This is a genomic window from Pseudomonas sp. MF06569, assembly GCF_059862735.1.
Window position 1 is genome coordinate 64,043 of the sequence record NZ_JCBCUZ010000002.1, and the last position, 22,980, is coordinate 87,022.

General features: G+C 57.3%; 15 protein-coding genes and 4 tRNA genes. 8 read left to right on the forward strand and 11 right to left on the reverse strand.

Features of this window, described 5'->3' with window-relative positions:
- Positions 1–29: 29 nt before the first annotated feature.
- Positions 30–1,394: a DNA recombination protein RmuC gene (locus tag AC19YQ_RS02650; protein ID WP_500594633.1), complete on the forward strand. Its 1,365-nt coding sequence runs from the start codon at positions 30–32 to the stop codon at positions 1,392–1,394.
- 17 nt (positions 1,395–1,411) lie between these two features.
- On the opposite strand, the gene AC19YQ_RS02655 is transcribed toward AC19YQ_RS02650, so the two are convergent.
- Positions 1,412–4,882: a hybrid sensor histidine kinase/response regulator gene (locus AC19YQ_RS02655; RefSeq protein WP_500594528.1), complete on the reverse strand. Its 3,471-nt coding sequence runs from the start codon at positions 4,880–4,882 to the stop codon at positions 1,412–1,414.
- A 235-nt stretch (positions 4,883–5,117) separates the two neighbouring features.
- Between AC19YQ_RS02655 and AC19YQ_RS02660 the strand changes: the two genes are divergently transcribed.
- The 3 genes from AC19YQ_RS02660 (at position 5,118) to AC19YQ_RS02670 (ending at position 10,454) form a co-directional block, all read left to right on the forward strand.
- Positions 5,118–7,157 (forward strand): membrane-associated oxidoreductase, encoded by a 2,040-nt coding sequence (locus tag AC19YQ_RS02660; protein WP_500594529.1) that lies wholly within the window; start codon positions 5,118–5,120, stop codon positions 7,155–7,157.
- Positions 7,158–7,292: 135 nt separating this feature from the next.
- Positions 7,293–8,444 (forward strand): TDT family transporter, encoded by a 1,152-nt coding sequence (locus AC19YQ_RS02665; protein ID WP_326425639.1) that lies wholly within the window; start codon positions 7,293–7,295, stop codon positions 8,442–8,444.
- 135 nt (positions 8,445–8,579) lie between these two features.
- Complete coding sequence (locus AC19YQ_RS02670; protein ID WP_500594530.1) at positions 8,580–10,454, forward strand: MFS transporter; 1,875 nt, start codon at positions 8,580–8,582, stop codon at positions 10,452–10,454.
- 108 nt (positions 10,455–10,562) lie between these two features.
- Here AC19YQ_RS02670 and sugE read toward each other — a convergent pair whose 3' ends face one another.
- From sugE to rdgC, 3 genes are all read right to left on the reverse strand, one after another.
- On the reverse strand, positions 10,563–10,877 hold the full coding sequence (gene sugE / locus AC19YQ_RS02675) for a quaternary ammonium compound efflux SMR transporter SugE (RefSeq protein ID WP_133075723.1): 315 nt from the start codon (positions 10,875–10,877) through the stop codon (positions 10,563–10,565).
- Between the two features lie 118 nt (positions 10,878–10,995).
- Positions 10,996–11,961 carry a bile acid:sodium symporter family protein gene (locus AC19YQ_RS02680; RefSeq protein WP_133075722.1) on the reverse strand — a complete coding sequence of 322 codons (966 nt, stop codon included), beginning with the start codon at positions 11,959–11,961 and terminating at the stop codon, positions 10,996–10,998.
- A gap of 182 nt (positions 11,962–12,143) precedes the next feature.
- Positions 12,144–13,064, reverse strand: coding sequence for a recombination-associated protein RdgC (gene rdgC, locus AC19YQ_RS02685; protein ID WP_095037579.1), 921 nt, complete (start codon positions 13,062–13,064; stop codon positions 12,144–12,146).
- 160 nt (positions 13,065–13,224) lie between these two features.
- Between rdgC and AC19YQ_RS02690 the strand changes: the two genes are divergently transcribed.
- The 4 genes from AC19YQ_RS02690 (at position 13,225) to AC19YQ_RS02705 (ending at position 13,785) form a co-directional block, all read left to right on the forward strand.
- Positions 13,225–13,300: transfer RNA gene (locus AC19YQ_RS02690), tRNA-Val, on the forward strand.
- Between the two features lie 19 nt (positions 13,301–13,319).
- Positions 13,320–13,396, forward strand: a tRNA-Asp gene (locus AC19YQ_RS02695).
- Between the two features lie 217 nt (positions 13,397–13,613).
- A tRNA-Val gene (locus AC19YQ_RS02700) sits at positions 13,614–13,689 on the forward strand.
- A gap of 19 nt (positions 13,690–13,708) precedes the next feature.
- Positions 13,709–13,785 (forward strand) — tRNA-Asp (locus AC19YQ_RS02705).
- Between the two features lie 153 nt (positions 13,786–13,938).
- Here AC19YQ_RS02705 and AC19YQ_RS02710 read toward each other — a convergent pair.
- The 7 genes from AC19YQ_RS02710 to rloB all read right to left on the reverse strand — a co-directional run bounded on the left by AC19YQ_RS02710 (position 13,939) and on the right by rloB (position 22,976).
- Positions 13,939–16,377, reverse strand: coding sequence for a TonB-dependent siderophore receptor (locus tag AC19YQ_RS02710; protein WP_500594531.1), 2,439 nt, complete (start codon positions 16,375–16,377; stop codon positions 13,939–13,941).
- A gap of 76 nt (positions 16,378–16,453) precedes the next feature.
- Positions 16,454–17,440 carry a FecR family protein gene (locus AC19YQ_RS02715; protein WP_500594532.1) on the reverse strand — a complete coding sequence of 329 codons (987 nt, stop codon included), beginning with the start codon at positions 17,438–17,440 and terminating at the stop codon, positions 16,454–16,456.
- Positions 17,441–17,447: 7 nt separating this feature from the next.
- Entirely contained in the window at positions 17,448–17,966 is a 519-nt protein-coding gene (locus tag AC19YQ_RS02720) for a sigma-70 family RNA polymerase sigma factor (protein WP_133075719.1), read from the reverse strand.
- Between the two features lie 168 nt (positions 17,967–18,134).
- On the reverse strand, positions 18,135–18,869 hold the full coding sequence (locus AC19YQ_RS02725) for a phosphoadenylyl-sulfate reductase (RefSeq protein WP_490595497.1): 735 nt from the start codon (positions 18,867–18,869) through the stop codon (positions 18,135–18,137).
- A 68-nt stretch (positions 18,870–18,937) separates the two neighbouring features.
- On the reverse strand, positions 18,938–20,281 hold the full coding sequence (gene pabB, locus AC19YQ_RS02730) for an aminodeoxychorismate synthase component I (protein ID WP_500594634.1): 1,344 nt from the start codon (positions 20,279–20,281) through the stop codon (positions 18,938–18,940).
- 179 nt (positions 20,282–20,460) lie between these two features.
- On the reverse strand, positions 20,461–21,444 hold the full coding sequence (locus AC19YQ_RS02735; protein ID WP_500594533.1) for an alpha-L-glutamate ligase-like protein: 984 nt from the start codon (positions 21,442–21,444) through the stop codon (positions 20,461–20,463).
- Positions 21,444–22,976: an osmotic stress tolerance membrane protein RloB gene (rloB, locus tag AC19YQ_RS02740; RefSeq protein WP_133075715.1), complete on the reverse strand. Its 1,533-nt coding sequence runs from the start codon at positions 22,974–22,976 to the stop codon at positions 21,444–21,446. Before rloB ends, AC19YQ_RS02735 begins: the two co-directional genes overlap by 1 nt.
- Positions 22,977–22,980 lie beyond the last annotated feature (4 nt).

The window sequence follows — 22,980 nt, forward strand, 5'->3', positions numbered from 1 at the left end:
GCGCCAGCGGTCATCATGCTGAGCTTGCGTTGCTCGGTGAGCGCTTGAGTACGGCTCAGCTGGCACAGGAAGGCCTGAGTGCCCAACTGGATGCCTGTCGCGATGAGGTCAGTGATCTTGGGCAGGCCAATGCAGCCAAGCAGGCAGAGCTGGCCGCGCTGCGTCGAGAGGTCGAGTTGTTGCAGGTTGAGCGCGATAACGGGCGCGATGCAGCCCACGCCTGGAACCTGGAGCGCAATCAAAAAGAAGTCGAACTGCGTCGCCTGGATGCCCATGCGTCTGCGCTGGCTGCCGAGTTGCGCGAGCAGCAAGACAGCCATCAGCAGCGACTCAATGACCTGCAGGGTTCACGCGATGAGCTGCGGGCTCAATTTGCCGAACTGGCGGGCAAGATCTTCGATGAGCGCGAGCAGCGTTTTGCGGAAACGAGTAATGAACGCCTTGGACAACTGCTCGATCCGCTGAAAGAGCGCATCCAGTCGTTTGAAAAGCGCGTTGAAGAGAGTTATCAGCAGGAATCGCGAGAGCGTTTCTCCCTCGGCAAAGAGCTGGAGCGCTTGCAGCAACTGAACCTGCGATTGAGTGATGAGGCGACCAACCTGACTCGCGCCCTGAAAGGCCAGAAAACCCAGGGAAACTGGGGTGAGTTGATTCTGGAGCGGGTGCTGGAGCACGCAGGGCTTGAGAAAGGTCGTGAATATCAGACTCAGGTGAGCCTCAAAGGCCCCGACGGCGAGCGTTTCCAGCCAGATGTGCTGATCATGTTGCCGGGTGACAAACAGGTTGTAGTCGACTCCAAGGTCAGCCTGACGGCGTATCAACAATATGTAGCTGCAGATGACGACGTGATTGGGCAGGCAGCACTCAAGCAGCACGTGCTGTCGCTGCGCAATCATGTAAAGGGTCTGGCCGGCAAAGACTACAAGCGTCTGGAAGGGCTCCACAGTCTGGATTTCGTCTTGTTGTTCGTACCGATCGAGGCGGCATTTTCGGCGGCGTTGCAAGCCGAGCCGAACCTGTTCCAGGAAGCTTTTGATCGTCATATCGTGATCGTCAGCCCCACCACGCTGCTTGCCACCTTGCGAGTGATCGACAGCCTCTGGAAGCAGGAGCGTCAAGGCCAGAATGCCCGTGAAATTGCCGAGCGCGCCGGTTGGCTGTACGACAAATTCGTATTGTTTATTCAGGATCTGGATGAGGTAGGCAATCGCCTTCAGCAGTTGGACAAAGCCTACAGTTCAGCACGAAACAAGCTGACTGAAGGGCGAGGCAATCTGGTCAGTCGCAGCGAGCAGCTCAGGCTGCTGGGCGCACGGGCCAGTAAAAGCTTGCCTGCCGACTTGCTGGAGCGAGCCATGACCGACGCTGATGGCGTGGCGCATCCTGCGGAGTAAGGCAAGCGCCCTTTCTGTCAGAGCGGCACATGCCTGCTCAGCAATGCTCTTAGAACCGCAGGCTTTACCGGCTTGGGCAGGTATTCAAGGCCTGCTGCATGCACCTCGGCAATCATCTCAGGGCGGCCATCGGCACTGATCACCACGCCGGGCACTGGTTCGCCCAATTGTGCCCGCAGCCAGCCCATCAGTTCTGTACCGACCTCGCCGTCATCCAGGTGGTAGTCAACCAATACCAGTTGCGGGCGCACGCCCTCGTTAAGCAGTGCCGCGCACTCTTCGCGGTTGCGTGCGGTCCAGACACGGCAGCCCCATCGAGTAAGCAAGCTCTGCATGCCGATCAGGATGCTGTCTTCATTATCGATACACAGCACCTGGGCGCCTGTCAGAGGTTGGCCATTCTGCTCGACGACGACGGGCTGCGGTGAGGCCTGGCTCTTCGCCATCGGTACGCGGACGCTGAACACGCTGCCAAAACCGGGCCATGAGCGTACTTGCAGGGTGTGGCCGAGCACCTGGCACAAGCCGTCGGCAATCGCCAGGCCCAGGCCCAGGCCTTTTTCGGCACGGGTCTGGTGGCTGTCGAGGCGTTTGAACTCTTCAAAAATGACCTGCAGTTTGTCTGCCGGGATGCCCGGTCCTCGGTCCCACACCTCAAGGCACAGTTCGCCGCCGCGTCGCCGTACGCCAAGCAACACAGGACCTTTGGCGTAGCGAAAGGCGTTTGTCAGAAAGTTCTGCAAGATGCGGCGCAGTAATTTGATGTCGCTGTTGATCCGCACACGGCTGCCGCGAACTCTGAAGTTCAAGCCCTGTTCCTGTGCCTGGGCGGTGAACTCATTGCCCAGGGTTTCAAACAGATCGTTAATGGCGAAAGGCTTGATGTCGGGGGTGATCTTGCCGTTTTCCAGGCGCGAAATGTCCAGCAGGTCGCTGATCAGGTCTTCTGCGGAGCGCAATGAACTGTCCAGATGCTGCACCAGCTTTTGGGCATCCGCGCTCAAGCCATCTTCCTGATGAGAGAGGGCGGCCGAGAACAGTCGTGCGGCGTTCATCGGCTGCATCAGGTCATGGCTGACGGCAGCCAGGAACCGGGTTTTGGACTGGCTGGCAGTTTCGGCCACGCCTTTGGCTTCGATCAGCGCCTGATTCAACTGCGACAGTTCAAATGTTCGCTCGGCCACCCTTTGCTCCAGGCCCTCATTGGCCTCGGTCAGGGCCTGTTCGGCTTCGCGGAACGCGGTGATGTCGGTAAAACTCATCACGAAACCGCCGCCCGGCATGGGGTTGCCGATCAGTTCAATCACACGGCCATTGGGAAACAGGCGTTCAGACGTGTGCGCCCGACCCTGACGCATCCAGTGCAGGCGGCGGGCCACATGAACTTCAGCTTCGCCGGGGCCGCACAGGCCCCGTTCTGCATTGTGACGAATGATGTCTGCAATCGGGCGGCCTACGCTGATTAACCCGTCGGGGTAGTCGAACAGCTCAAGATAGCGGCGATTCCAGGCCACCAGTTTGAGTGACTGGTCGACCACGCTGATGCCCTGAGTAATGTTTTCAATCGCGCCCTGAAGCAGCGCGCGGTTGAACTGCAGCACTTCCGAAGCTTCATCGGCAATGCGTACCACGTCCTCCAGTTGCATTTCCCGGCCTTCAATGGCCGCTTTTACGACCGCGCGAGTAGATGACGCGCCAAGTACCCCGGCCAGCAGCCGTTCAGTGTGAGCGATCCACTCGCCGTTGGCGTTTTGGTTGGGGTTGAAGCCCTTGCCCTGACGGTACGCGAAGCGAATAAAGCTCTGGTGGGCGCGTTCTTCGCCGACAAAGCGTGCCGCGAGGGCGAGCAGGTCGTTGACCTGTACCGAGAGCATGGAGCGGCCACTGGGGTGGCTGCTCAACTCCTGGCCGATAAAACGCCCGGCCTGCCAGTGCTCTGACACCCGGGTGCGCGACAGCACCGAGACCCAGGCGAATAGGGTGAAGTTGCCGGCCAGCGACAGCACCACGCCTTGGGTCAGCGGGGTGATGGACAGGCCCAGCGGGTTGCTGTGCAGCCACGCCAGCCCCGGGAAGTGGCTCAGGTGCCAGCCAAAGCTGTGGGCGATGATCGGCAGCACCAGGGTGTAAAACCAGATAAAGGTGCCTGTGGCCAGTCCGGCAAAAACGCCCCGGCGGTTGGCTTGCTTCCAGTACAGGGCGCCGAGCATGGCCGGGGCCAGTTGAGTGACGGCAGCGAAAGCGATCTGGCCAATGGTGGCAAGACTGGCGGTCGAACCCAGCAAGCGGTAGCTGACATAGGCCAACAGTAAAATCACCACAATCGATACGCGCCGGACCGAGAGCATCCAGTGGCGGAACACTTCGAACGGACGCTCGGCGTTTTTGTGTCGCAGTAGCCACGGCAGGAGCATGTCGTTGGAGACCATGGTCGACAGCGCGACACTGGCAACGATCACCATGCCGGTAGCAGCCGATGCCCCGCCAATAAATGCCAGCAATGCCAGTGCCGGGTGAGCTTGAGCCAGCGGCAGGCTGATCACGAACGAGTCGGGCAATACTGAGCTGGGCAGCAGCATTTGCCCGGCCAGGGCAATCGGCACCACGAACAGGCCGGCGAGAATCAGGTAGGCCGGAAACACCCATTTGGCCAGTTGCAGGTCTTGGGGCTCGATGTTTTCAACCACCGTGACGTGGAACTGTCGGGGCAGGCAAATGATCGCCATCATGGCCACGCCGGTCTGGACCACCATCGAAGGCCAATTGATGGTTTCCTTCCAGTACTGCTCAAGTCGCGGCGCTAGCATGGCCTGGTTGAACAGGTCGTCGAAACCGTCATACAAGCCATAAGTCACAAAGGCGCCTACCGCGAGAAAGGCGAACAGTTTGACCAGCGACTCAAAGGCAATGGCCAACACCATGCCCCGGTGGTGTTCTGTGGCGTCGAGGTTGCGCGTGCCAAACAAGATAGTGAACAGCGCCAGCACCAGCGTCACGATCAGTGCCGTGTCCTCGACCCGGGAGCCGGTGGCGTCGGCGCCAGCCCCGATCAGCAGGTTAACCCCGAGCACAATACCTTTGAGTTGCAGGGCGATATAAGGCAGCACTCCCACCAGGCAGATCAGTGCCACCACAATCGCCAGCGACTGGGATTTGCCGTAGCGGGCGGCGATAAAGTCGGCAATCGAAGTGATGTTCTCCTGCTTGCTGATCATCACCATCTTTTGCAGTACCCAGGGCGCGCATACCAGTAGCAGCACAGGTCCCAGGTAAATCGGCAAGAACGCCCAAAGCTGCTCGGCAGCCTGACCAACGGCGCCGAAGAAGGTCCAGCTGGTGCAGTACACGGCCAGCGACAGGCTATACACCCACGCGCGAACCCGCGGCGGCAGCGGTTTGCTGCGCCGGTCACCGTAAAAGGCAATGGCGAACATGATGGCCATATAGGCGAGGGCGACGGCGGCGATAAGCCCGCTGGACAACGACATGAACACTCCTGAACGTGTAAGACCCGAGCAATCCGGCTGCGGGAACCTAGTCTCGCATGATGTTCGGAGCGCGTCAGTGTCGACCATGGTCTGAGCGTGGTCAGGTGTCGCAGGAGATAGTGTCTGACGTGTGGCCACTGTCAAGGTTTGATGGCAATTGGCCGCTAACCTAAAATGCCCAGCATCCAGGAAGCTCCCTGCGGTGTGCTGGGAGGGCCAATATAAGGAAGTGCATGTGAGAGCTGTTGGGCGTTCGTTGAGTGATTTTGAGCCGCTGTTCAAGTTGGAGCGGGCGTTGTTGACCGCGTGCAGGAAAGGGGTGGTTGCACAGGGGCAGATTGAGTGCCCTGAAGAGGCGAGCGATGATAATAAAGTGCGTGCTGAATTCTTACGTTTTCTCTTGCTGGGTGGTGATGACCGCGTTGCGATTCATGAAAACGGTGTTCAGCTAAGCAAGGCAATTGTTTTAGGCACACTGGATTTAAGATCTACTGTGTTAGACACCATTTTCAATTTGAAGCACTGCACCTTGAATAAGGTTGCACTTTTCTCAGGGGCGAATTTTAGCCGATCCATAGACCTTGCAGGCTCCAAGATTAAAGGAATCAGTGGGCGCGGAATATCGGTGGCGGGCGATTTTCATGCACGAAAAACAGTGGTTCATAATTCAATTAATTTGGACAATTCTTTTGTAGGCGGCGCATTAAGTTTTTCCGGTTCAGTCATCAATGGCAGCTCTGGATTGTCCATTTCTGCAGTCGACGCCAAGATTCAAGGTAGCGTTTATCTGACTGACGGTTTCAGGGCGGATGGATTGGTAAATTTCCTTAGTACTGAGATAGGCGGACAATTTAATTGCCGGGCTGGGCACTTTTTGAATGCCGGGGAATCATTGAATGCAGGTAATATTAAAGTGGGTGGCGGCGTATTTTTAACAGAAGGTTTTACATCAAGTGGGAAAGTTTCGTTTGTTGCGGCCGCGGTAAAAGTGCAGTTCTCTCTGGATGGGGCCACGCTTAGTTATCAGAGTGATGTTGCGTTTATCGCGGATAGACTGGCATTGAATGGCACTTTTTTTATGGGTAAAGGATTCAAATCTGAAGGGCGTGTGTCGTTGCGCGGAGCGGATATCCAAGGGCAGTTGAGTTGCACTGGGGCTAAATTCTCTGGTGACAATAAAACAAGCTTGTCAGCAGATAATGTGCGTGTGACGGGTACGGTTTTTCTTAATCGCGGGTTTTATGCTAAAGGCCGAGTCAGCTTTGTATCGGCAAAACTTGATAATGATCTCAGTTTTATGGGGGCTGAATACATAGGCTCTTTTTATGCAAACAAGCTTCAGTTGCAGGGGGCTTTAATTATTTTTAATATTAAAAAGCCTTTGAGTAAAGTGTCATTGGCGGGCGCGCGCGTTACCTCTTTGCATGACGATGCCACGTCATGGGGACGGCACTTGATACTGAATGGGTTTGTTTATGATTTTTTGGATGTCCATAACACGATGACGGTGGGAGATCGTGTCAAGTGGCTGGAAAAACAATGCTCCCTATTTCCGGATGACGAAGCTCAAACGCTTCCCGAGTCAAAAGTATTTGTTCCTCAGCCCTGGCAGCAACTTAAATCTGTTCTAGAGAGTATGGGCCGAGTCGAAGAGTCCCGCGAAATCGGCATTGAATACGAGCGCCATCGCGCAAAATGCGGCCAGATAGGTTTGACTCCTGCAACGTGGAACCCTGTGCGTCGCGGCCTCAATTGGGCCGTCGCGAATGCTTTGCATATTAGCTATGGCAAATTGATCGGCTACGGCTATCGCCCTATGCAATTGGTGTCGTGGTTCTTGGGGGTATGGCTGCTGACAACTGTGCTCTACTGGTACGCCGCCAACCAAGGCGCAGTATTTGCCCCTAGCGACCCGTTGATTTTTCAAAATCAGGCTTACATGACGTGTCAGCCTTCCAGCGATAAAACCTTCGAGCCTGCTCCCGGAACCGGCAATTGGTATCTGTGCAACGCTCTGCCCCAGGAGTACACAGGTTTCAGCCCCGTAGCGTTTTCTCTTGATCTGTTGCTCCCCTTGGTGGATCTGCATCAAGAGAAAGACTGGGCGCCCTTGATCGAAACCCCCAAGGCGAATGTCGGCGAGGAGATATTGGGTATTTTTTCCCTTAAACGGTTTGTGCGGTTCGTCATGTGGCTTGAGATTTTGGCGGGGTGGGTGTTCAGCCTGTTGTTTGTGGTCATCGTGTCCGGCCTGGCGCGTCGCAAGGAGCAATAGCGGGTCCGAATCCTTGAACTGTGCAAGTCGTGCCATATCTGTAAAGTAGATAACAGTTAGAGAAATTACCCGTTATATAGATATTCGATTTGGTTCTACTCTAGTCCTACCTCACTTGAGGAACAGGAGGAACCCATGACTTGCCCTAACAAAGCCAATGCCGGTTTTCGGCCATTCAGCCACTTGCAGCACCCTCGCGAAGTGATCCGCCAGTTCACCCCGAACTGGTTTGCCGCGACCATGGGGACGGGGGTGTTGGCGTTGGCCCTGGCCCAGTTGCCGGTGCATATCCCTGGCCTGCGTGCCTTTGCCGAGGGGCTATGGCTGTTCAATATCGGTTTGTTCATTCTGTTCAGCGTGCTGTATGGCGCGCGCTGGATGCTTTACTTCGACGAGGCGCGACGTATTTTCGGGCACTCCACGGTGTCGATGTTCTTCGGCACCATCCCTATGGGCCTGGCGACCATCATTAACGGCTTTCTGGTGTTCGGCGTGCCGCGCTGGGGCAGCGAGATGGTGCAGGTGGCCGAGGTGCTGTGGTGGATTGATGTGGCCATGGCGCTGGGCTGCGGCGTGCTGATCCCTTATCTGATGTTTACCCGCCAGGATCACAGCATCGACCAGATGACCGCTGTCTGGCTGTTGCCGGTAGTCGCAGCAGAGGTCGCGGCGGCCAGTGGCGGGCTGTTGGCGCCCTATCTGACGGATACCGCCGCGCAGTTCCACGTGCTGATTACCAGCTATGTGCTGTGGGCATTTTCGGTGCCGGTGGCGTTCAGTATTTTGACCATTTTGATCCTGCGCATGGCGCTGCATAAGTTGCCCCACGAAAGCATGGCGGCTTCCAGCTGGCTGGCTTTGGGGCCCATTGGCACCGGCGCCCTGGGCCTGTTGCTGCTGGGGGCCGATGCTCCGGCGATTTTTGCCGCCCATGGCCTGGCGCGGATCGGTGAAATCGCGGAAGGTCTGGGGCTGATCTCCGGGGTTATTTTGTGGGGCGTTGGCTTGTGGTGGATCGTTATCGCGGCGCTGATCACGATTCGTTACTTCCGCTCGGGTATCCCGTTCAATCTGGGCTGGTGGGGCTTTACCTTCCCGCTGGGCGTGTACTCGCTGGCCACCTTGCGTCTGGGCAGCATGTTGCAGCTGACCTTCTTTGATGTGGCCGGTTGTGTGCTGGTGGTAGCGCTGGCGCTGATGTGGCTGCTGGTAGGGACTCGCACGGTGCAAGGCGCTTATCGTGGTGAGCTATTTGTGTCGCCGTGTATTGCAGGCTTGAAGAAGTAAAACGTGTGCTCGGGTTCTGTGGGGAAACGCTGAAAAAGGTGTAGCCGCAAACAGAACCCGAGCAAGGTTGTGTCCTGAGTGTTACAACGGCCCTCCAAAGAGAAAGCCTATCAGCGCAACGTGAGTACATGGACGATGAGCCACCCTTCGCAATTCAGTTTGCTAAGCAAGCGCCGCTTCCTGCCTTTCTTCGTGACCCAGTCCCTGGGCGCTCTCAATGACAACCTGTTCAAGCAATCCCTGATTCTGGCCATCCTTTATAAGTTGAATATCGAGGGTGATCGGGGAATTTGGGTCAACCTCTGTGCGCTGCTCTTTATCGTGCCGTTTTTTCTGTTCTCGGCGCTGGCTGGCCAGTTCGGTGAAAAATACCCCAAGGACCGCCTGATTCGTCTGATCAAGTTGGGTGAGATCGGGATCATGATCGTCGCGGCCATAGGGTTTGCCTTCGATCATCTGGTCCTGATGCTGATTGCCCTGTTTGCGATGGGCACACATTCGGCACTGTTCGGACCTGTGAAGTATTCGATCCTGCCGCAAACCCTGCGTGAAGAAGAGTTGGTCGGGGGGAATGGCCTGGTCGAGATGGGCACTTTTCTGTCGATTCTGGCGGGCACCATAGGGGCGGGGATCATGCTGTCGTCGAGCAATTACACCGTGGTTGTTTCAGGGGTGATCATTGCCGTGGCGGTGCTGGGCTATGTGGCCAGCCGCGGTATTCCGCCCGCGCCGGCGGATACACCACAACTGCGGCTGAACTGGAATATCTTCAGCGAATCATGGGCGACGTTGCGCATGGGGCTAAATCAGACCCCAGCCGTGTCGCGTTCTGTAGTGGGTAACTCGTGGTTCTGGTTTGTCGGTGCGATTTACCTGACGCAGATCCCGGCCTATGCCAAAGACTGGCTGTATGGCGATGAGACCGTGGTGACGCTGATCCTCACGGTGTTCTCGGTGGGCATCGCTCTGGGATCGCTGCTGTGCGAGAAACTGTCGGGGCGCAAGGTCGAGATTGGTCTGGTGCCCTTTGGCTCATTTGGCCTGACAGTCTTCGGCCTGCTGCTGTGGTGGCATTCGGGGCAGATGCCGCAAAACATTCAGGCCAACGATTGGCTGGGCGTGCTGGGGTTCAGCCAGGCCTGGTGGGTGCTGTTCGATATTCTCGGGCTGGGGGTGTTTGGTGGTTTCTATATAGTGCCGCTGTACGCACTGATTCAGTCGCGCACCTCGGAAAGTGAGCGGGCGCGGGTCATTGCCGCCAACAACATTCTCAATGCGCTGTTTATGGTGGTGTCGGCGCTCGTCACCATCCTGTTGCTCAGTGTGGCCAAGCTGACGATTCCCGAGTTGTTTCTCGTGGTGTCGTTGATGAATATCGCGGTCAACACTTACATTTTCAAAATCGTTCCTGAATTCAGCATGCGTTTCATGATCTGGCTGTTGAGCCACTCCATGTACCGCGTGCAGCACAAACATCTGGAACTGATCCCCGATGAGGGGGCGGCATTGTTGGTCTGCAACCATGTGTCATTTGTAGATGCCTTGCTGATAGGCGGGGCGGTACGTCGTCCAATTCGCTTTGTGATGTATTACAAAATCTACAATCTGCCGGTGCTCAACTTTATCTTCCGCACTGCAGGCACGATTCCCATTGCCGGGCGTGCTGAAGACGAAGCTATTTATGAGAAGGCGTTCGACAAGATTGCCCAATATCTGAACGATGGCGAACTGGTGTGCATCTTCCCTGAGGGCAAACTCACTACGGATGGGCAGATTAATGAATTCAAGGCGGGAGTGAAGCTCATTCTGGAGCGCACGCCGGTGCCGGTGATTCCGATGGCGTTGCAGGGGTTGTGGGGCAGCTTTTTCAGTCGCGACCCGAACAAGGGGTTTTTCCATCGACTGTGGTCGCGGGTAACGCTGGTTGCCGGTGCACCGATAGCGCCCGGTGACGCCACGCAAAAACTGTTGCGTGAGCGGGTGATTGCGTTGCGCGGGGCGGTCAAATAGGGAATACAAATGTGGGAGCGGGCTTGCTCGCGATGCAGGCGCTGCGGTTTGTCAGTAAAACCGCGTCGATTGCTATCGCGAGCAAGCCCGCTCCCACCGTTTATTGCGTTATGCGCTGATCTTGAGGCCAACCAGGCCGGCAATGATCAGTGCAACACTGGCCAGTCGGAACAGCGCCATCGATTCACCAAACAGGATGATTCCTGCGATGACCGTACCGACTGCGCCTACACCCGTCCAGATTGCGTAGGCAGTGCCCAGTGGCAGTTCTTTCATGGCCAGGCCCAGCAAGCCAAGGCTGATAATCATGGCGCCGACGGTCAGGGTTGTAGGTAGCGGGCGGGTAAAGCCTTCGGTGTATTTCAGGCCGACGGCCCAGCCAACTTCAAACAGGCCGGCGAAAAACAGAATGATCCAGGACATGGTTATCTCCATCAACTGACGGGGTCGTCCCCAGAATAATCACTCGATGAGTCGCGAGGTCGTCCTCGCAGTGCGCAGTATATTGCACATGATTAATCCGTCAGGCAACCCCGAAATTTCACTCAGTTGCAGCCTTGGCTGCTGCCAGGCGATCTTCTTTCTCGCTCATGCGACGGAAATACGTCGACAGCAACGCCCCCGAAATGTTGTGCCATACACTGAACAGCGCGCTGGGTACGGCCGCCAGCGGTGAGAAGTGTGCGCTGGCCAGTGCCGCGCCCAGCCCGGAGTTCTGCATACCGACTTCCAGGGCCAGGGATTTACGCTGGGCCAGCGGCAGCTTGAACAGACGACCGGTAAAGTAGCCGAGCAAATAGCCGAAGCTGTTATGCAGCATGACCACGGCCATGATCAGCAATCCTGACTTGGCGATCTGAGCCTGACTGGCCGCTACGACGGCGGCGACGATGATCACGATGCTGACCACCGAGACCAGGGGCAGTACGTCGACGGCAAAGCGCACCCGTGCGCCGAGCAAGCGTTGGGCCAGTACCCCCAGCACAATGGGTAGCAGCACAACTTGCAGGATTGACCAGAACAACTCCATAAATGAAACCGGCAACCAGGCGGAAGCCAGCAACCAGATGAGCGCCGGGGTCAGCAATGGTGCGAGGAGGGTGGTCACGGCGGCAATCGCAACAGACAGTGCAAGATCGCCGCGTGCCAGCCAGGTCATGACGTTGGACGAAGTGCCACTTGGGCAGCAGCCGACCAGAATCACGCCAACGGCGATTTCGGGTGGCAAGTGGAACACTTGGCAGAGCAACCACGCCACACCGGGCATGATCACGAAATGAGCGACCACGCCCAGTGCCACGCGCCACGGATGGCGGGCGACTTCGGCGAAGTCTTCAAGTTTGAGTGTCAGCCCCATACCGAACATCACGACACCCAACAGGGGCACGATGTAGCCTTTAAGGCCGACAAACCAGGCAGGTTCAAGAAACGCCAGCACGGCGAAAATCAGCACCCAGTAAGCAAAGGTATTACCGACAAAGCGGCTTAAAGCAGCAAGTGCGCGCATGGTGGTCCTTATTGTGGTTATTGTTCGATCCGTAGCAGCTGCCGAGGAACGAAGGCTGCGTTCGAGTGCGAAGCGCTCGTAAATCCTGAATGTGCGGTTTAAAAGTTAAACCGTGCATTCAGTATTTACGACGGCTACGCCGCCGAACGCAGCCTTCGGCAGCTGCTACGGGAGGAGAGCTATTAGATCCCTTGTGGAATCTCTTCGCCGCCCAATGCTTCGAACAGCTGCGGCAAGAACTCGCCGAAGGTCAGCATCATCAAGGTGAAGCTGGCGTCCTGCTGGCCCAGATCGTCGTCACCGCCGTCCTGTTCAGCCTGGTCTTGCAGCAAGTCTTCGAACTTGAGGCGTTTGACCACCAGTTTGTCGTCCAGCACGAACGACAGTTTGTCCTGCCACGCCAGCGACAGTTGGGTAACCACTTTACCGGTGCTCAAGTGCAGCTGGATTTCGTCGCTGGTCAGGTCCTGACGCTTGCAGCGAATGATGCCGCCGTCTTCATGGGTATCGCGCAGCTCGCATTCGTCGAGGACGAAGAAGTTGTCGGCGGCTTTTTGGGTCTTGACCCATTCGGTCATGACGGCGCTAGGTGCGATTTTGACTGCGAGAGGGCGAACGGGCAGCGAGCCGATCACTTCACGCAAGGTAGACAGCAGGTCTTCCGCGCGTTTTGGGCTTGAAGCGTTGACCAGGATCAGGCCCTGCTTGGGGGCGATGGCGGCAAAGGTCGCCGAGCGGCGAATAAAGGCACGCGGCAGAAAAGCCTGGATGATTTCATCCTTGAGCTGATCGCGCTCCTTCTTGTAGACCTTGCGCATTTGCTCGGCTTCGATCTCTTCGACCTTCTCCTTCAAAGCATCACGTACAACGCTGCTCGGCAGGATACGTTCTTCTTTACGGGCGGCGATCAGCAGGAAGTCCTGGCTGACGTGAACCAGTGGCGCGTCTTCGCCTTTGCCGAACGGGGCAACGAAACCGTAGGTGGCTACTTCCTGGCTTGAACACGGGCGGGCCAATTTGGTGGCCAGTGCAGTTTCCAGCACCTGCGCATCAAAAGGCAGATCTTGGGTCAGGCGATAGATAAGCAGGTTTTTGAACCACATGGGGTGAATCACTCCTTTATACAAAGACGCATTATTCGCTTGATAGCCTTAATAGGCCAACCCTGCGCTAAGCCTTTGTCACCGTTAGAAAAATTATTTTAAAAAGTGCTTGCCAGACTATAGGTCGCTACGTAGAATGCGCGCCACACCGAGAGTGAAAGGGTGATTAGCTCAGCTGGGAGAGCATCTGCCTTACAAGCAGAGGGTCGGCGGTTCGATCCCGTCATCACCCACCATTCGCTCACAGTGTTACGCGCAGCGGTAGTTCAGTCGGTTAGAATACCGGCCTGTCACGCCGGGGGTCGCGGGTTCGAGTCCCGTCCGCTGCGCCATTTTTTGTACCTCAAGCCCCTTGAACGCTTGTGGTTGGGTAAGCTCGCTGAATGCAGGCTTTCCTGAAAGGCTTCGATTTTGCAGTTCGCTGCAAAATCAAAGATGCAGGGCGTTGGAAACGGAAGTTTTTACCGGGTTTTGAAAAAAACTTGAATAAAAACAACCACTTACACAAAAAGTGTGAGAGAATGCGCCCCGCAAAGAAAGTGAAGTAAAGGGTGATTAGCTCAGCTGGGAGAGCATCTGCCTTACAAGCAGAGGGTCGGCGGTTCGATCCCGTCATCACCCACCACTTACTTTCAATGTTACGCGCAGCGGTAGTTCAGTCGGTTAGAATACCGGCCTGTCACGCCGGGGGTCGCGGGTTCGAGTCCCGTCCGCTGCGCCATATTTTGAACACAAGCCCCTTGAACGCTTGTGATCAGCAAGAAGCCTGCCTAGTGCAGGCTTTTTTGTGCGCGTGTGTTTTTGTTGAAGGTCAAAAACCCGTAGCAGCAGCCTCGCTCCTGCGGCAGCTGCTACGAAAATTGCATTTGCCCTCTTAGAAATCCCAGCGCGTTGTCACCATGACGTTGCGCGGGTCTCCGTAGTACGACGAGTTGTAAAAACCGATGTTGGTGTAATACGCCTTGTCGAACACGTTGTTGAGGTTGACGGTAGTCGAGAGGTTTTTTGAAATCTGATAGCGCGCCATCAAATCAACCAGCCAGTACGGATCCTGGGAAAACTTTTCCTCGACGCCGCCTTTGTTCCAGTTGGTCAGCACCTGCCAGCCCGTGCTTTGCCACCGAACGCCGCCGCCCAGGGTCAATTTGTCGAGATCACCGGTCAGCTTGTAGCTGGTGTACAGGTTGATCTGGTCCTCAGGCTCCCATGTCGAAACCTTTTTCCCGCTCTGGTCACGCACCACCTTGTGTGTGTAGCCCGCCTGCAACTGCCAGCCCGGCATCAGCTCCCCGGAGATTTCTGCTTCGTAACCCTTGGTCGTGGCTTTGATGCCTTTATAGGCGTAGTCAATGTCCGGGTTGGTTGGATTGCCGTTGTAGGCCGTATCTGCTTCAGGGCGGTTATCCTGATGCACTTCGAAATAGGCGAGGCTTGAGTTCAGGCGGCCATCAAAGAATTCGCCTTTCAGCCCCAGCTCGTAGTTGGTGCCTTCATCGGGTTCAAGCATCTTGTTGTCGCGATTGCGGTAGTACGACTGTGGCAAGAAGATTTCTGTATAGCTGGTGTAGGCAGAAATAGTGTCGTTGATGTCGTAGATCAAGGCGGCATATGGAAGCACTTTGCCAGTGTCTTTGGCGTGGCTGGTACCGGTCAGTGTGTAGTTGGCCACTCGGGTGCCCAGCATCAGCTTCAAGTCGTCGGCTAGGCTGAAGCGGCCGGTCATGTAAGTGCCGACCTGGCGCGTGGTTTCATCATTGTATGAAGTCACGTTGCGCCAGTCCGGTTCAGGCGCGTCGCCTTTCCAGTTGTAGTAGTCGTAGGCGTTGTTGCCCATGTTGGCATTGGTGTAATCCTTGCCGGTCCAATGGGATCTGGATACCGAGCCGCCGACCACCAGTTCGTGCTCGCGCCCCAGCAGGCTGAAAGGGCCGGTGGCAAAGAGGTCGCCGCTGTCGCTGACGTATTCGCCGGTGTACTTGCGTGCAAGGATCGGCGCCAGGCCGGTGGTGGCGTCCGGGTCGAGCAGTGCGCCCAGTGGAGCGTTATAGCCGTTGATCTGGTGGTTGTACTGACCTTTGACGACCCAGCCATTGTCGAAATTGTGCTCCAGGGTCGAGAACACGGTGCGGGTGTACTGCTTCCAGCTGCTCCATTTGGTGCCGTTGTTGAACGAGCGTGGGGTGCTGATGCGATCCCCTTTGGAGTTGAACAGCGATGCGCTGCCCGACCAGCTCGAGCCTTTTGGGTTGTTGTCCTGATAGTCGGCGCCAAGGGTCAGCAAGGTGTCAGGGCTCAGATCTACCTCAAGGATCCCGTAGTAGACCTCGCTGTCGCGCTTGTAATGATCCATGAACGAGTGTTTGTCCTGATAGGCCGCCACAGCCCGGCCACGGACATTGCCGCTCTCGGTCAAAGGGCCGCTGACATCGATCTCGGAGCGGTAGTTGTTCCAGGAGCCAGCGCCTACGTCGATGTGTGCCTTGAATTCCCGGGTGGGTTTTTTGCGCACCATATTGATCGTGCCGCCCGGCCCGCCAGCGCCGGTGAGCAGTCCGGTTGCCCCCTTGAGGATCTCGACCCGGTCATAGATCGCGGTGTCGGTCAGGGTGTGCCCGGCTGAATATTGCGGGTCTTGCAGAATCGGGATGCCATCGTATTGAAAGTTCTTGATCGCAAAACCGCGAGAGTAATAGCTGGTGCGATCACTGTCGTAGGTGGCCACGGTGATGCCGGGGGTGTGGCGCATCACATCATCGATCGAGTTGAGGCCAAAGTCGTCCATTGCCTGGCGCGTCACCACGGAAATCGACTGCGGTGTTTCTCGTGGTGTCAGCACCATGCGTGTTGCGGTGGCGATGGAGCCTGGGGTGTAGGAACCGGAACCTTCGGTAATGGTGCCCAGCTGATTGGCGCTGACCTGTGTGGCGCCCAACTCCAGCGAGCCGCCTGCAGCCGGTAGAGCGTCGAGCATATAGCCATTGGCGCTTTTAACCGCGGTGTAGCCGCTGCCACGCAACAATGCTTCGAATCCGCTTTGTTCGTTGTAGGCGCCATGCAGGCCGGGAGTCGACAGGCCTTCCAGGCTGCTTGACTGAAAAATGATTGCCACACCGGCCTGTTGCGCGAAGCGATTGAGCGCGTTGCTCAGTGGGCCGGCTGGAATGTCATAGGTTTGCACGGCCGCCGATTGTGCCTGAGCGGTCGAGGTGCAGAGCACTCCGGTCGCCGAGGCGACAATCAAGTGAATTGCCAGGGCCAGCGGCGTGCAGGTACGCGGGCCAAAGCGCCCGCGCAGGTTGGAGGAAGTCAGCATGGAAAGCGCAGTCCTTTATGAGTCGTTGTACCTACCTTGACGGCTGACTCGGAAAAAGCGGAACGAATGGGAATTATTATTTTTTAGGCGGCTGCAGCTGGCTGATCACAATGAGCCACGGGGTATAGGTCTTTATCTTCAGGGGCAGGGTTTCGGCGATCAGTTGCAGTGCCTGGTCGGTATCGTCCAGAGGCAGCACGGCCGAAACGCGCAAGCTGGCCAGGGCCTCGCGATCAAACTGGAGATGGCCCCGTCGATGGCGGGAAATTTCGTCAAGAACCTGAGGCAGGGGCTGGTTTTCAACCACCAGTTGATGGCGCTCCCAGGCTTGATTGATGCTCGCGGCAGAGACCGTTCCCGAGAGCTCGACCGAGTCGCTGCGAATCAATGCCCGGGAACCGGCACCCACTTCCAGAGTTTGTTGCTCGTTTGCGCTCTGCGCCGCGACTCTCGACTGCAACATGCTCAAGACGGTGGTATCACCCTGGCGTTTGACCACGAAGCGGGTGCCCAGTGCGCGCATGCTGCCTTGAGCCGTCTGTACGAAAAAGGGGCGGGCGCTGTCGTGCGCAACGTCGATCAGCACTTCACCCTGCAGCAATTCAATTCGCCGCTCTTGACCATCGAAATGCACGTTGACCGCGCTGGTGCCGCTGAGGGTAAGGGTCGAGTTGTCGGCAAGGCGCTGGGCCTTCCAGTCGTTGGGGCCGGTGCTGATATCGGCCATCCATTGTTCGGGATAAGGGCTTTTCATGACCAGCGTGACGGGGACTGCCAGGCAGCCGGCAATCAGCAGTGCGCGCAGGACCTGCTTGCGTTGGGTTGCAGGTTTGCGTCGGTTGAACCCTGCGTTGAGGGCCGCTTTTGCCGGAGCCGAGTGTTCGCGCAAGGACTGCAGGCGGTTGATCACATCCTGCATGCGCAGGGCGGCGCCAGCGTGCTTCGGGCTTTGTTGCTTCCAGCGCTCGAACTCCAGGCGTAGCGATTCACTGAAGCCTTCTTCGTGCAGGCGCAAAATCCATTCGGCGGCTTGCTCGTCTATCGTCTGGCGCGGCTCTGGCATGGCGGTTTCAGGTATCCAGGCTGTGACTGCAGTGCAGCAGGGCCTGGATCAGATACTTGCGCACCGTACGATCAGATAACCCCAGTTGTCGGGCAATCTCACACTGGGTCAAGCCGTCCAGGTAATACAGCACAAACGCCTGGCGCGCCTTGTCCTGCATGCCCTCAAGGATAAACGCTATCTGCTCGAGGGCTTCCAGGGTGGCAAGGATCTGCTCGGGTGATTGAAAGTTCTCGAGTGTTTCTGCCGTGAGGGCCAGCTCCTGGAGGTAGGCGTTCTCTATTTGTTTGCGGCGCACCTGATCGATGATCAGTCGGCGTGCCGTAGTGCTCAAGAAGGCGCGGGGCTCGCGCAGAGTCGCCACCGACTCGCGGGCATTGAGAATTCGGGTGAAGGTGTCCTGTGCCAGATCCGCCGCATTGTGTGCGCAACCAAGCTTTCTGCGCAGCCAGCCAAACAGCCAGCCGTGATGCTCGCAGTACAGCTCGGTAATAGTTGCCTGGTAAGGGGGTTCACCCGAAGACATAGGACTTTGCCCAAACGTTATTGAGAATAATTACCAATTCTTAACGAAAGTCTGGGGTAAACGCAAGGTGGACGGCAGAAGATGTAGTCGCTGCCGCAGGCTGCGAGCTTTTGACTCAATCACCCAATCAAAAGCTCGCAGCCTTCGGCAGCGACTACGGGAAGCGGATCAATTCTTGGCGATCAAATTGCCGGCATGCAGCCCGCATTCTTTCTGCGTGGCTTCTTCCCACCACCAGCGGCCTTCGCGCTCGTGCTGGTTGGGCAGGACCGGGCGGGTGCAGGGCTCGCAGCCGATGCTGATAAAACCGCGCTCATGCAGGCTGTTGTATGGCAGTTCCAGCATGCGGATATAGCCCCAGACCTCTTCGCTGGTCATCTGTGCCAGCGGGTTGAACTTGTACAGGGTGCGTTCCGGCGTCGAGAACGCGCCGTCGATTTCCAGTGCTGCGACCTGGCTGCGGGTACCCGGGCTCTGGTCGCGGCGCTGGCCGGTCGCCCAGGCTTTGACTGTCGACAGTTTGCGGCGCAGCGGCTCGATTTTGCGCACGCCACAGCATTCGCCATGCCCGTCCTTATAGAAGCTGAACAGGCCTTTTTCCTTCACGAACGGTTCAAGCCTGGTTTGATCCGGCGAGATCAGCTCGATCTGAATCTTGTAGTGATCGCGCACTTGCTCGATGAACCGGTAGGTCTCGGGGTGCAGGCGGCCGGTGTCGAGGCTGAAAACCTTGACGTTCTTGTTGAGTTTCCAGGCCATGTCCACCAGCACCACGTCTTCGGCGCCGCTGAAGGAAATCCAGAGTTCGTCGCCAAAGTGTTCGAAGGCGAGTTTGAGTATGTCTTGCGGGGACTTGCTGGCGTATGTCGCGGCGAGTTCAGCGACGTCGAACGGATGGCTCATCAGGCGGCTTCCTACAGTAAATGGCGCTTGGCGCTCTCTAGTGACGCGATCTTAGCAAAAAGCGCGGGCTACAGGGTTCGCAGCGTATCGAGCAGTACCTTCACTTTGGTGATGGATTCCTGGTACTCGTCCTGCCAGTCGGAGTCGGCAACGATTCCACCGCCGCCCCAGCAGCTGACCCGTCCATCCTTGACCAGCAGGCTGCGGATTGCGATGGAGCTGTCCATTTCGCCGCGTACATCGAGGTACAGCAGTGAGCCGCAGTAAATGCTGCGGCGCGTGGGTTCCAGCTCATCGATGATTTGCATCGCGCGGATCTTCGGGGCCCCGGTAATCGAGCCGCCCGGGAAGCTGTCGCCGATCAGGTCCAGGGCGTCTTTGCCGTCAGCCAGCTCGCCGATGACGCTGCTCACCAGGTGGTGGACATTGGGATAGCTTTCGAGGGTAAACAGCTGCGGCACGCGCACTGAACCGGTACGGCACGTGCGCCCCAGGTCATTGCGCAACAGGTCGACGATCATCAGGTTTTCTGCGCGATCCTTGGGGCTGGCGAGCAGTTCGGCGGCGTTCGCAGCATCTTCGGCGCTGTCTTTGCCCCGTGGGCGGGTGCCTTTGATCGGGCGCGTTTCCACATGATTGTGGCTGACACGCACAAAGCGCTCGGGGGACAGGCTCAAAATGGCGTTGCCGTCAGGCAGGCTCGCAAACCCGGAAAAAGGCGTCGGGCAGGCAGCGCGCAAAGCGCAATAGGCGGTCCAGGCATCGCCCTCGCACTGGGCGCTGAAACGTTGGGTGTAATTGACCTGGTAACAGTCGCCGGCCTGAATGTAGCGATGGATGCGGGCCAGGGCCTGTTCGTACTGGCTGGCGCTGATGTCAGGCTGCATCGGTGTTTTGAGCGAAAACGGGCCGTTGTGTAACGCTGCGGGCTGAGAGAACAGCTGGATCAGATGTTCACGCTCCAGCGGCTCGCAGCCTGGGTGAAACACCAGTTGGCTGGTGGATGCCTGATGGTCGCTGATCAGTGCCCAGGTATACAGGCCCAGTCGCGCATCTGGCAGGTTCAGGTCGTCAAGGGCGTGGGCGGGCAGCTGTTCGAGCTGTCGGCCAAAGTCGTAGCTCAAGTAGCCGATTAACCCGCCGGCAAAAGGCAGGTCGTATTCGGGCGGGAGTGTGGCATTGCCCATTTGCGTGAGGTTGTCACGCAGGCGCTGTAAGAACGCGCGCCCTGATTCGCCGGGTTGCAGGGACAGTTCTGCCTGTGGCCGGGCACTCATCAGGTCGTAGCGTCCGCGGTCTGCGGTGGGGCGGCCACTGTCGAGCAGCACGGCGCCAGGTGCATGACGAATCACCGCGAAATAGTCAGCGGGATTGGCGAGATAGGGCAGCGGGTGTACAGAACAGGTCAACATGCGAAGCAAATCAGCCATCGGAGCGGGGTGCCGATTGTAGTCCTGTGCAGGACTGCAAATCTATGTGGCTTGTGGGAACTGTGGGAGCGGGCTTGTTCGCGATGGCGTCGATGCGGTCTGTCAGGCAAACCGAGTTGATAGCATCGCGAGCAAGCCCGCTCCCACAGGTTTTGAAACGCTTATTCGGGCTGGTGAATATGCCCGAACAGTTCCTGGGCAAAGCGCACGCGCTCTTCCGGGGTTTCCTTGATGCTTTTGGCTGCCAGCTCTTCGAGGCGAGCCTCGACCGCATGGGTACGCAGGGTCAGGCCACAGTCGTTGGCGATCTGGATATTCAGGCCCGGGCGGGCGTTGAGCTCCAGAATCAGCGGGCCTTTGTCCTGGTCAAGCACCATGTCGACACCGATGTATCCCAGGCCGCACAGCTCGTAACATCCGGCCGCCAGTTTCATGAAACCGTCCCAGTTGGGCAGTTGCACGCCATCCACCGCATTGGTGGTGTCGGGGTGTTTGCTGATGATGTTGTTCAGCCAGGTACCGCGCAGGGTCAGGCCAGTGGCCAGATCCACGCCCACACCGATGGCGCCCTGGTGCAGGTTGGCCTTGCCGCCCGATTGACGGGTCGGCAAACGCAACATGGCCATCACCGGATAGCCCATCAGTACGATGATGCGGATATCCGGCACACCTTCGTAGCTGATGCTTTTGAAGATCTGGTCCGGCGTAACACGGTACTCGATCAGCGCCCGGTCACGGTGGCCGCCCAGGGAGTAGAGGCCGGTCAGGATGCTGGAGATCTGATGCTCGATTTCTTCATGGCTGATGATCTTGCCCGAGACCGTACGAAAACGGTCTTCGAAACGATCGGCGATCACCAGAATGCCATCACCGCCCGCACCTTGTGCAGGCTTGATCACGAAGTCGCTGCGATCACCGATGATTTCATCGAGCTTGTCGATTTCTTTCTCGGTGGAAATCACGCCGTACATTTCGGGCACGTGAATGCCCGCTTTGATGGCGCGTTCCTTGGTGATGATCTTGTCATCCACAATCGGGTACAGGCTGCGTTTGTTGTACTTGAGTACGTAGTCCGCATTGCGCCGATTGATGCCCATGATGCCCTTGGCTTCCAGGGCCTTCCAGGTCTTCCAGAAGCCGAACATCAGGAGTCAGCCTTCAAGAACGCTTTGAAACGCACCAGCTCGGTCAGGCGGTAGCCGCGATAGCGACCCATTGCCAGCATAAAGCCAACCATGATCAGCAGGACTGCCGGGAAGGTAAACACGAAGTAGACCAGTTCCGGGATGCTCATCACCAGGTACGCCAGTGTGGCGGCGAACAGTGTGCCGATTGCGACTTTCATCGCATGCCCGCCCCCTCGTTCTTCCCATGTGATCGACAGGCGCTCGATGGTCATTGTCAGAATCACCATCGGGAACAGTGCCACGGAAAGTCCGCGCTCCAGGCCCAGCTTGTGGCTGAACAGGCTGATGGCTGCGATCAATATCACCACGAACGTCAGTACCACTGACAGGCGCGGCAGCATTTGCAGTTTCAAGTGTTCAAGGTAGGAACGCAGCGTCAGCCCGAGTGCGGTGATCACTGTAAACAGGATGATCCCGAAGCCCAGCTGGGTTTCGCGGAAGGCCAGGGCGATCAGTACCGGGGTAAATGTACCCAGGGTTTGCAGGCCGATCAGGTTGCGCAAAATCAGGATCACCAGCACGCCAATCGGGATCATCACCATGATCATGAAGGTTTGCTGGGTCTGCAGCGGCAAGCCGTAGAGCGAGTACTCAAGGAAGTTGGCGTCGGTGTTTTCGTCTGTCAGCTTGGCCAGGCGAATGGCGTTCATTTCGCTGTTGTTCAGGCTGAAGGTGACGTTGGGTTTTTTACCGCCATCGACCGTGACCATCGGCTCGTCACCGATCCACCACAACAGGCGGTCATTCGGCAGGCCTTGCTCGCCGGTCTCGGGGTTGAAGTACAGCCAGTCGTTGCCGTTAAAGCTGCGCAGCCACAATTCCGGGTTTTGCGGCTGATCGGCCACCAGGCGGATGGTGTGGACCTTTTCCATCGGTACGTGGGCAATCGACAGCAGCAACTCGATGACCTGAGCCTTGTGTGCGGTCGACGGATCGCCAGCCAGCAGCAGCTTTACATTGTCATCATTGGGGTTGCTGACGCGCTTGATGGTCTCGCTGATAAAGGTTTCGACATCGGCAGAGTGCTGGCGGATCGGTGCGAGCAATGCTTCGGCAGCGATTTTTTCCGGGCCTTCCACGGCAATGCTGTCGCGGAATACCGGTCCTTTGATCTTGGTCTTGTCGCCCGAGTAACGCTTGGTCAGCACCAGGCGATAGTAGAGGGTCTGCTTGCCACTGACCCGGCGTGCGGACCAGGTAACTTTGCGGTTGCCATCAACCCGGTTGACGCTCACCCCGTAATTGTTGGAGATGAAACTCTCGTTGAGGCTGACGTAGTCGCGGTTCAGCGGCGGTACGAACATCTGGATCTTGACCGGGTCCTTGGAGCTGGCAACGAATTCGACCTTGGCGTCGATGTTCCATAGGTCATCCGTAGCATCCTCGGTCACAGGAATGCCGAGGGCAAAAATCTGGTAGGCCGTAATCGAAATGCCCAGCACCACAAGGATGGTGATCAAGATTTTCAGGTGAAGGGTAAGAGCGCGCATTTCA

What these genes read in the sequence shown, in the direction of transcription:
- pabB (WP_500594634.1), bottom strand. Translation starts at nt 20,281, where the DNA reads ATGTTGACCTGTTCTGTACACCCGCTGCCCTATCTCGCCAATCCCGCT.
- sugE (WP_133075723.1), bottom strand. Translation starts at nt 10,877, where the DNA reads ATGTCCTGGATCATTCTGTTTTTCGCCGGCCTGTTTGAAGTTGGCTGG.
- AC19YQ_RS02670 (WP_500594530.1), top strand. Translation starts at nt 8,580, where the DNA reads ATGAGCCACCCTTCGCAATTCAGTTTGCTAAGCAAGCGCCGCTTCCTG.
- AC19YQ_RS02715 (WP_500594532.1), bottom strand. Translation starts at nt 17,440, where the DNA reads ATGCCAGAGCCGCGCCAGACGATAGACGAGCAAGCCGCCGAATGGATT.
- AC19YQ_RS02725 (WP_490595497.1), bottom strand. Translation starts at nt 18,869, where the DNA reads ATGAGCCATCCGTTCGACGTCGCTGAACTCGCCGCGACATACGCCAGC.
- AC19YQ_RS02665 (WP_326425639.1), top strand. Translation starts at nt 7,293, where the DNA reads ATGACTTGCCCTAACAAAGCCAATGCCGGTTTTCGGCCATTCAGCCAC.
- AC19YQ_RS02680 (WP_133075722.1), bottom strand. Translation starts at nt 11,961, where the DNA reads ATGCGCGCACTTGCTGCTTTAAGCCGCTTTGTCGGTAATACCTTTGCT.
- AC19YQ_RS02735 (WP_500594533.1), bottom strand. Translation starts at nt 21,444, where the DNA reads ATGTTCGGCTTCTGGAAGACCTGGAAGGCCCTGGAAGCCAAGGGCATC.
- AC19YQ_RS02720 (WP_133075719.1), bottom strand. Translation starts at nt 17,966, where the DNA reads ATGTCTTCGGGTGAACCCCCTTACCAGGCAACTATTACCGAGCTGTAC.
- rloB (WP_133075715.1), bottom strand. Translation starts at nt 22,976, where the DNA reads ATGCGCGCTCTTACCCTTCACCTGAAAATCTTGATCACCATCCTTGTG.
- AC19YQ_RS02710 (WP_500594531.1), bottom strand. Translation starts at nt 16,377, where the DNA reads ATGCTGACTTCCTCCAACCTGCGCGGGCGCTTTGGCCCGCGTACCTGC.
- rdgC (WP_095037579.1), bottom strand. Translation starts at nt 13,064, where the DNA reads ATGTGGTTCAAAAACCTGCTTATCTATCGCCTGACCCAAGATCTGCCT.
- AC19YQ_RS02655 (WP_500594528.1), bottom strand. Translation starts at nt 4,882, where the DNA reads ATGTCGTTGTCCAGCGGGCTTATCGCCGCCGTCGCCCTCGCCTATATG.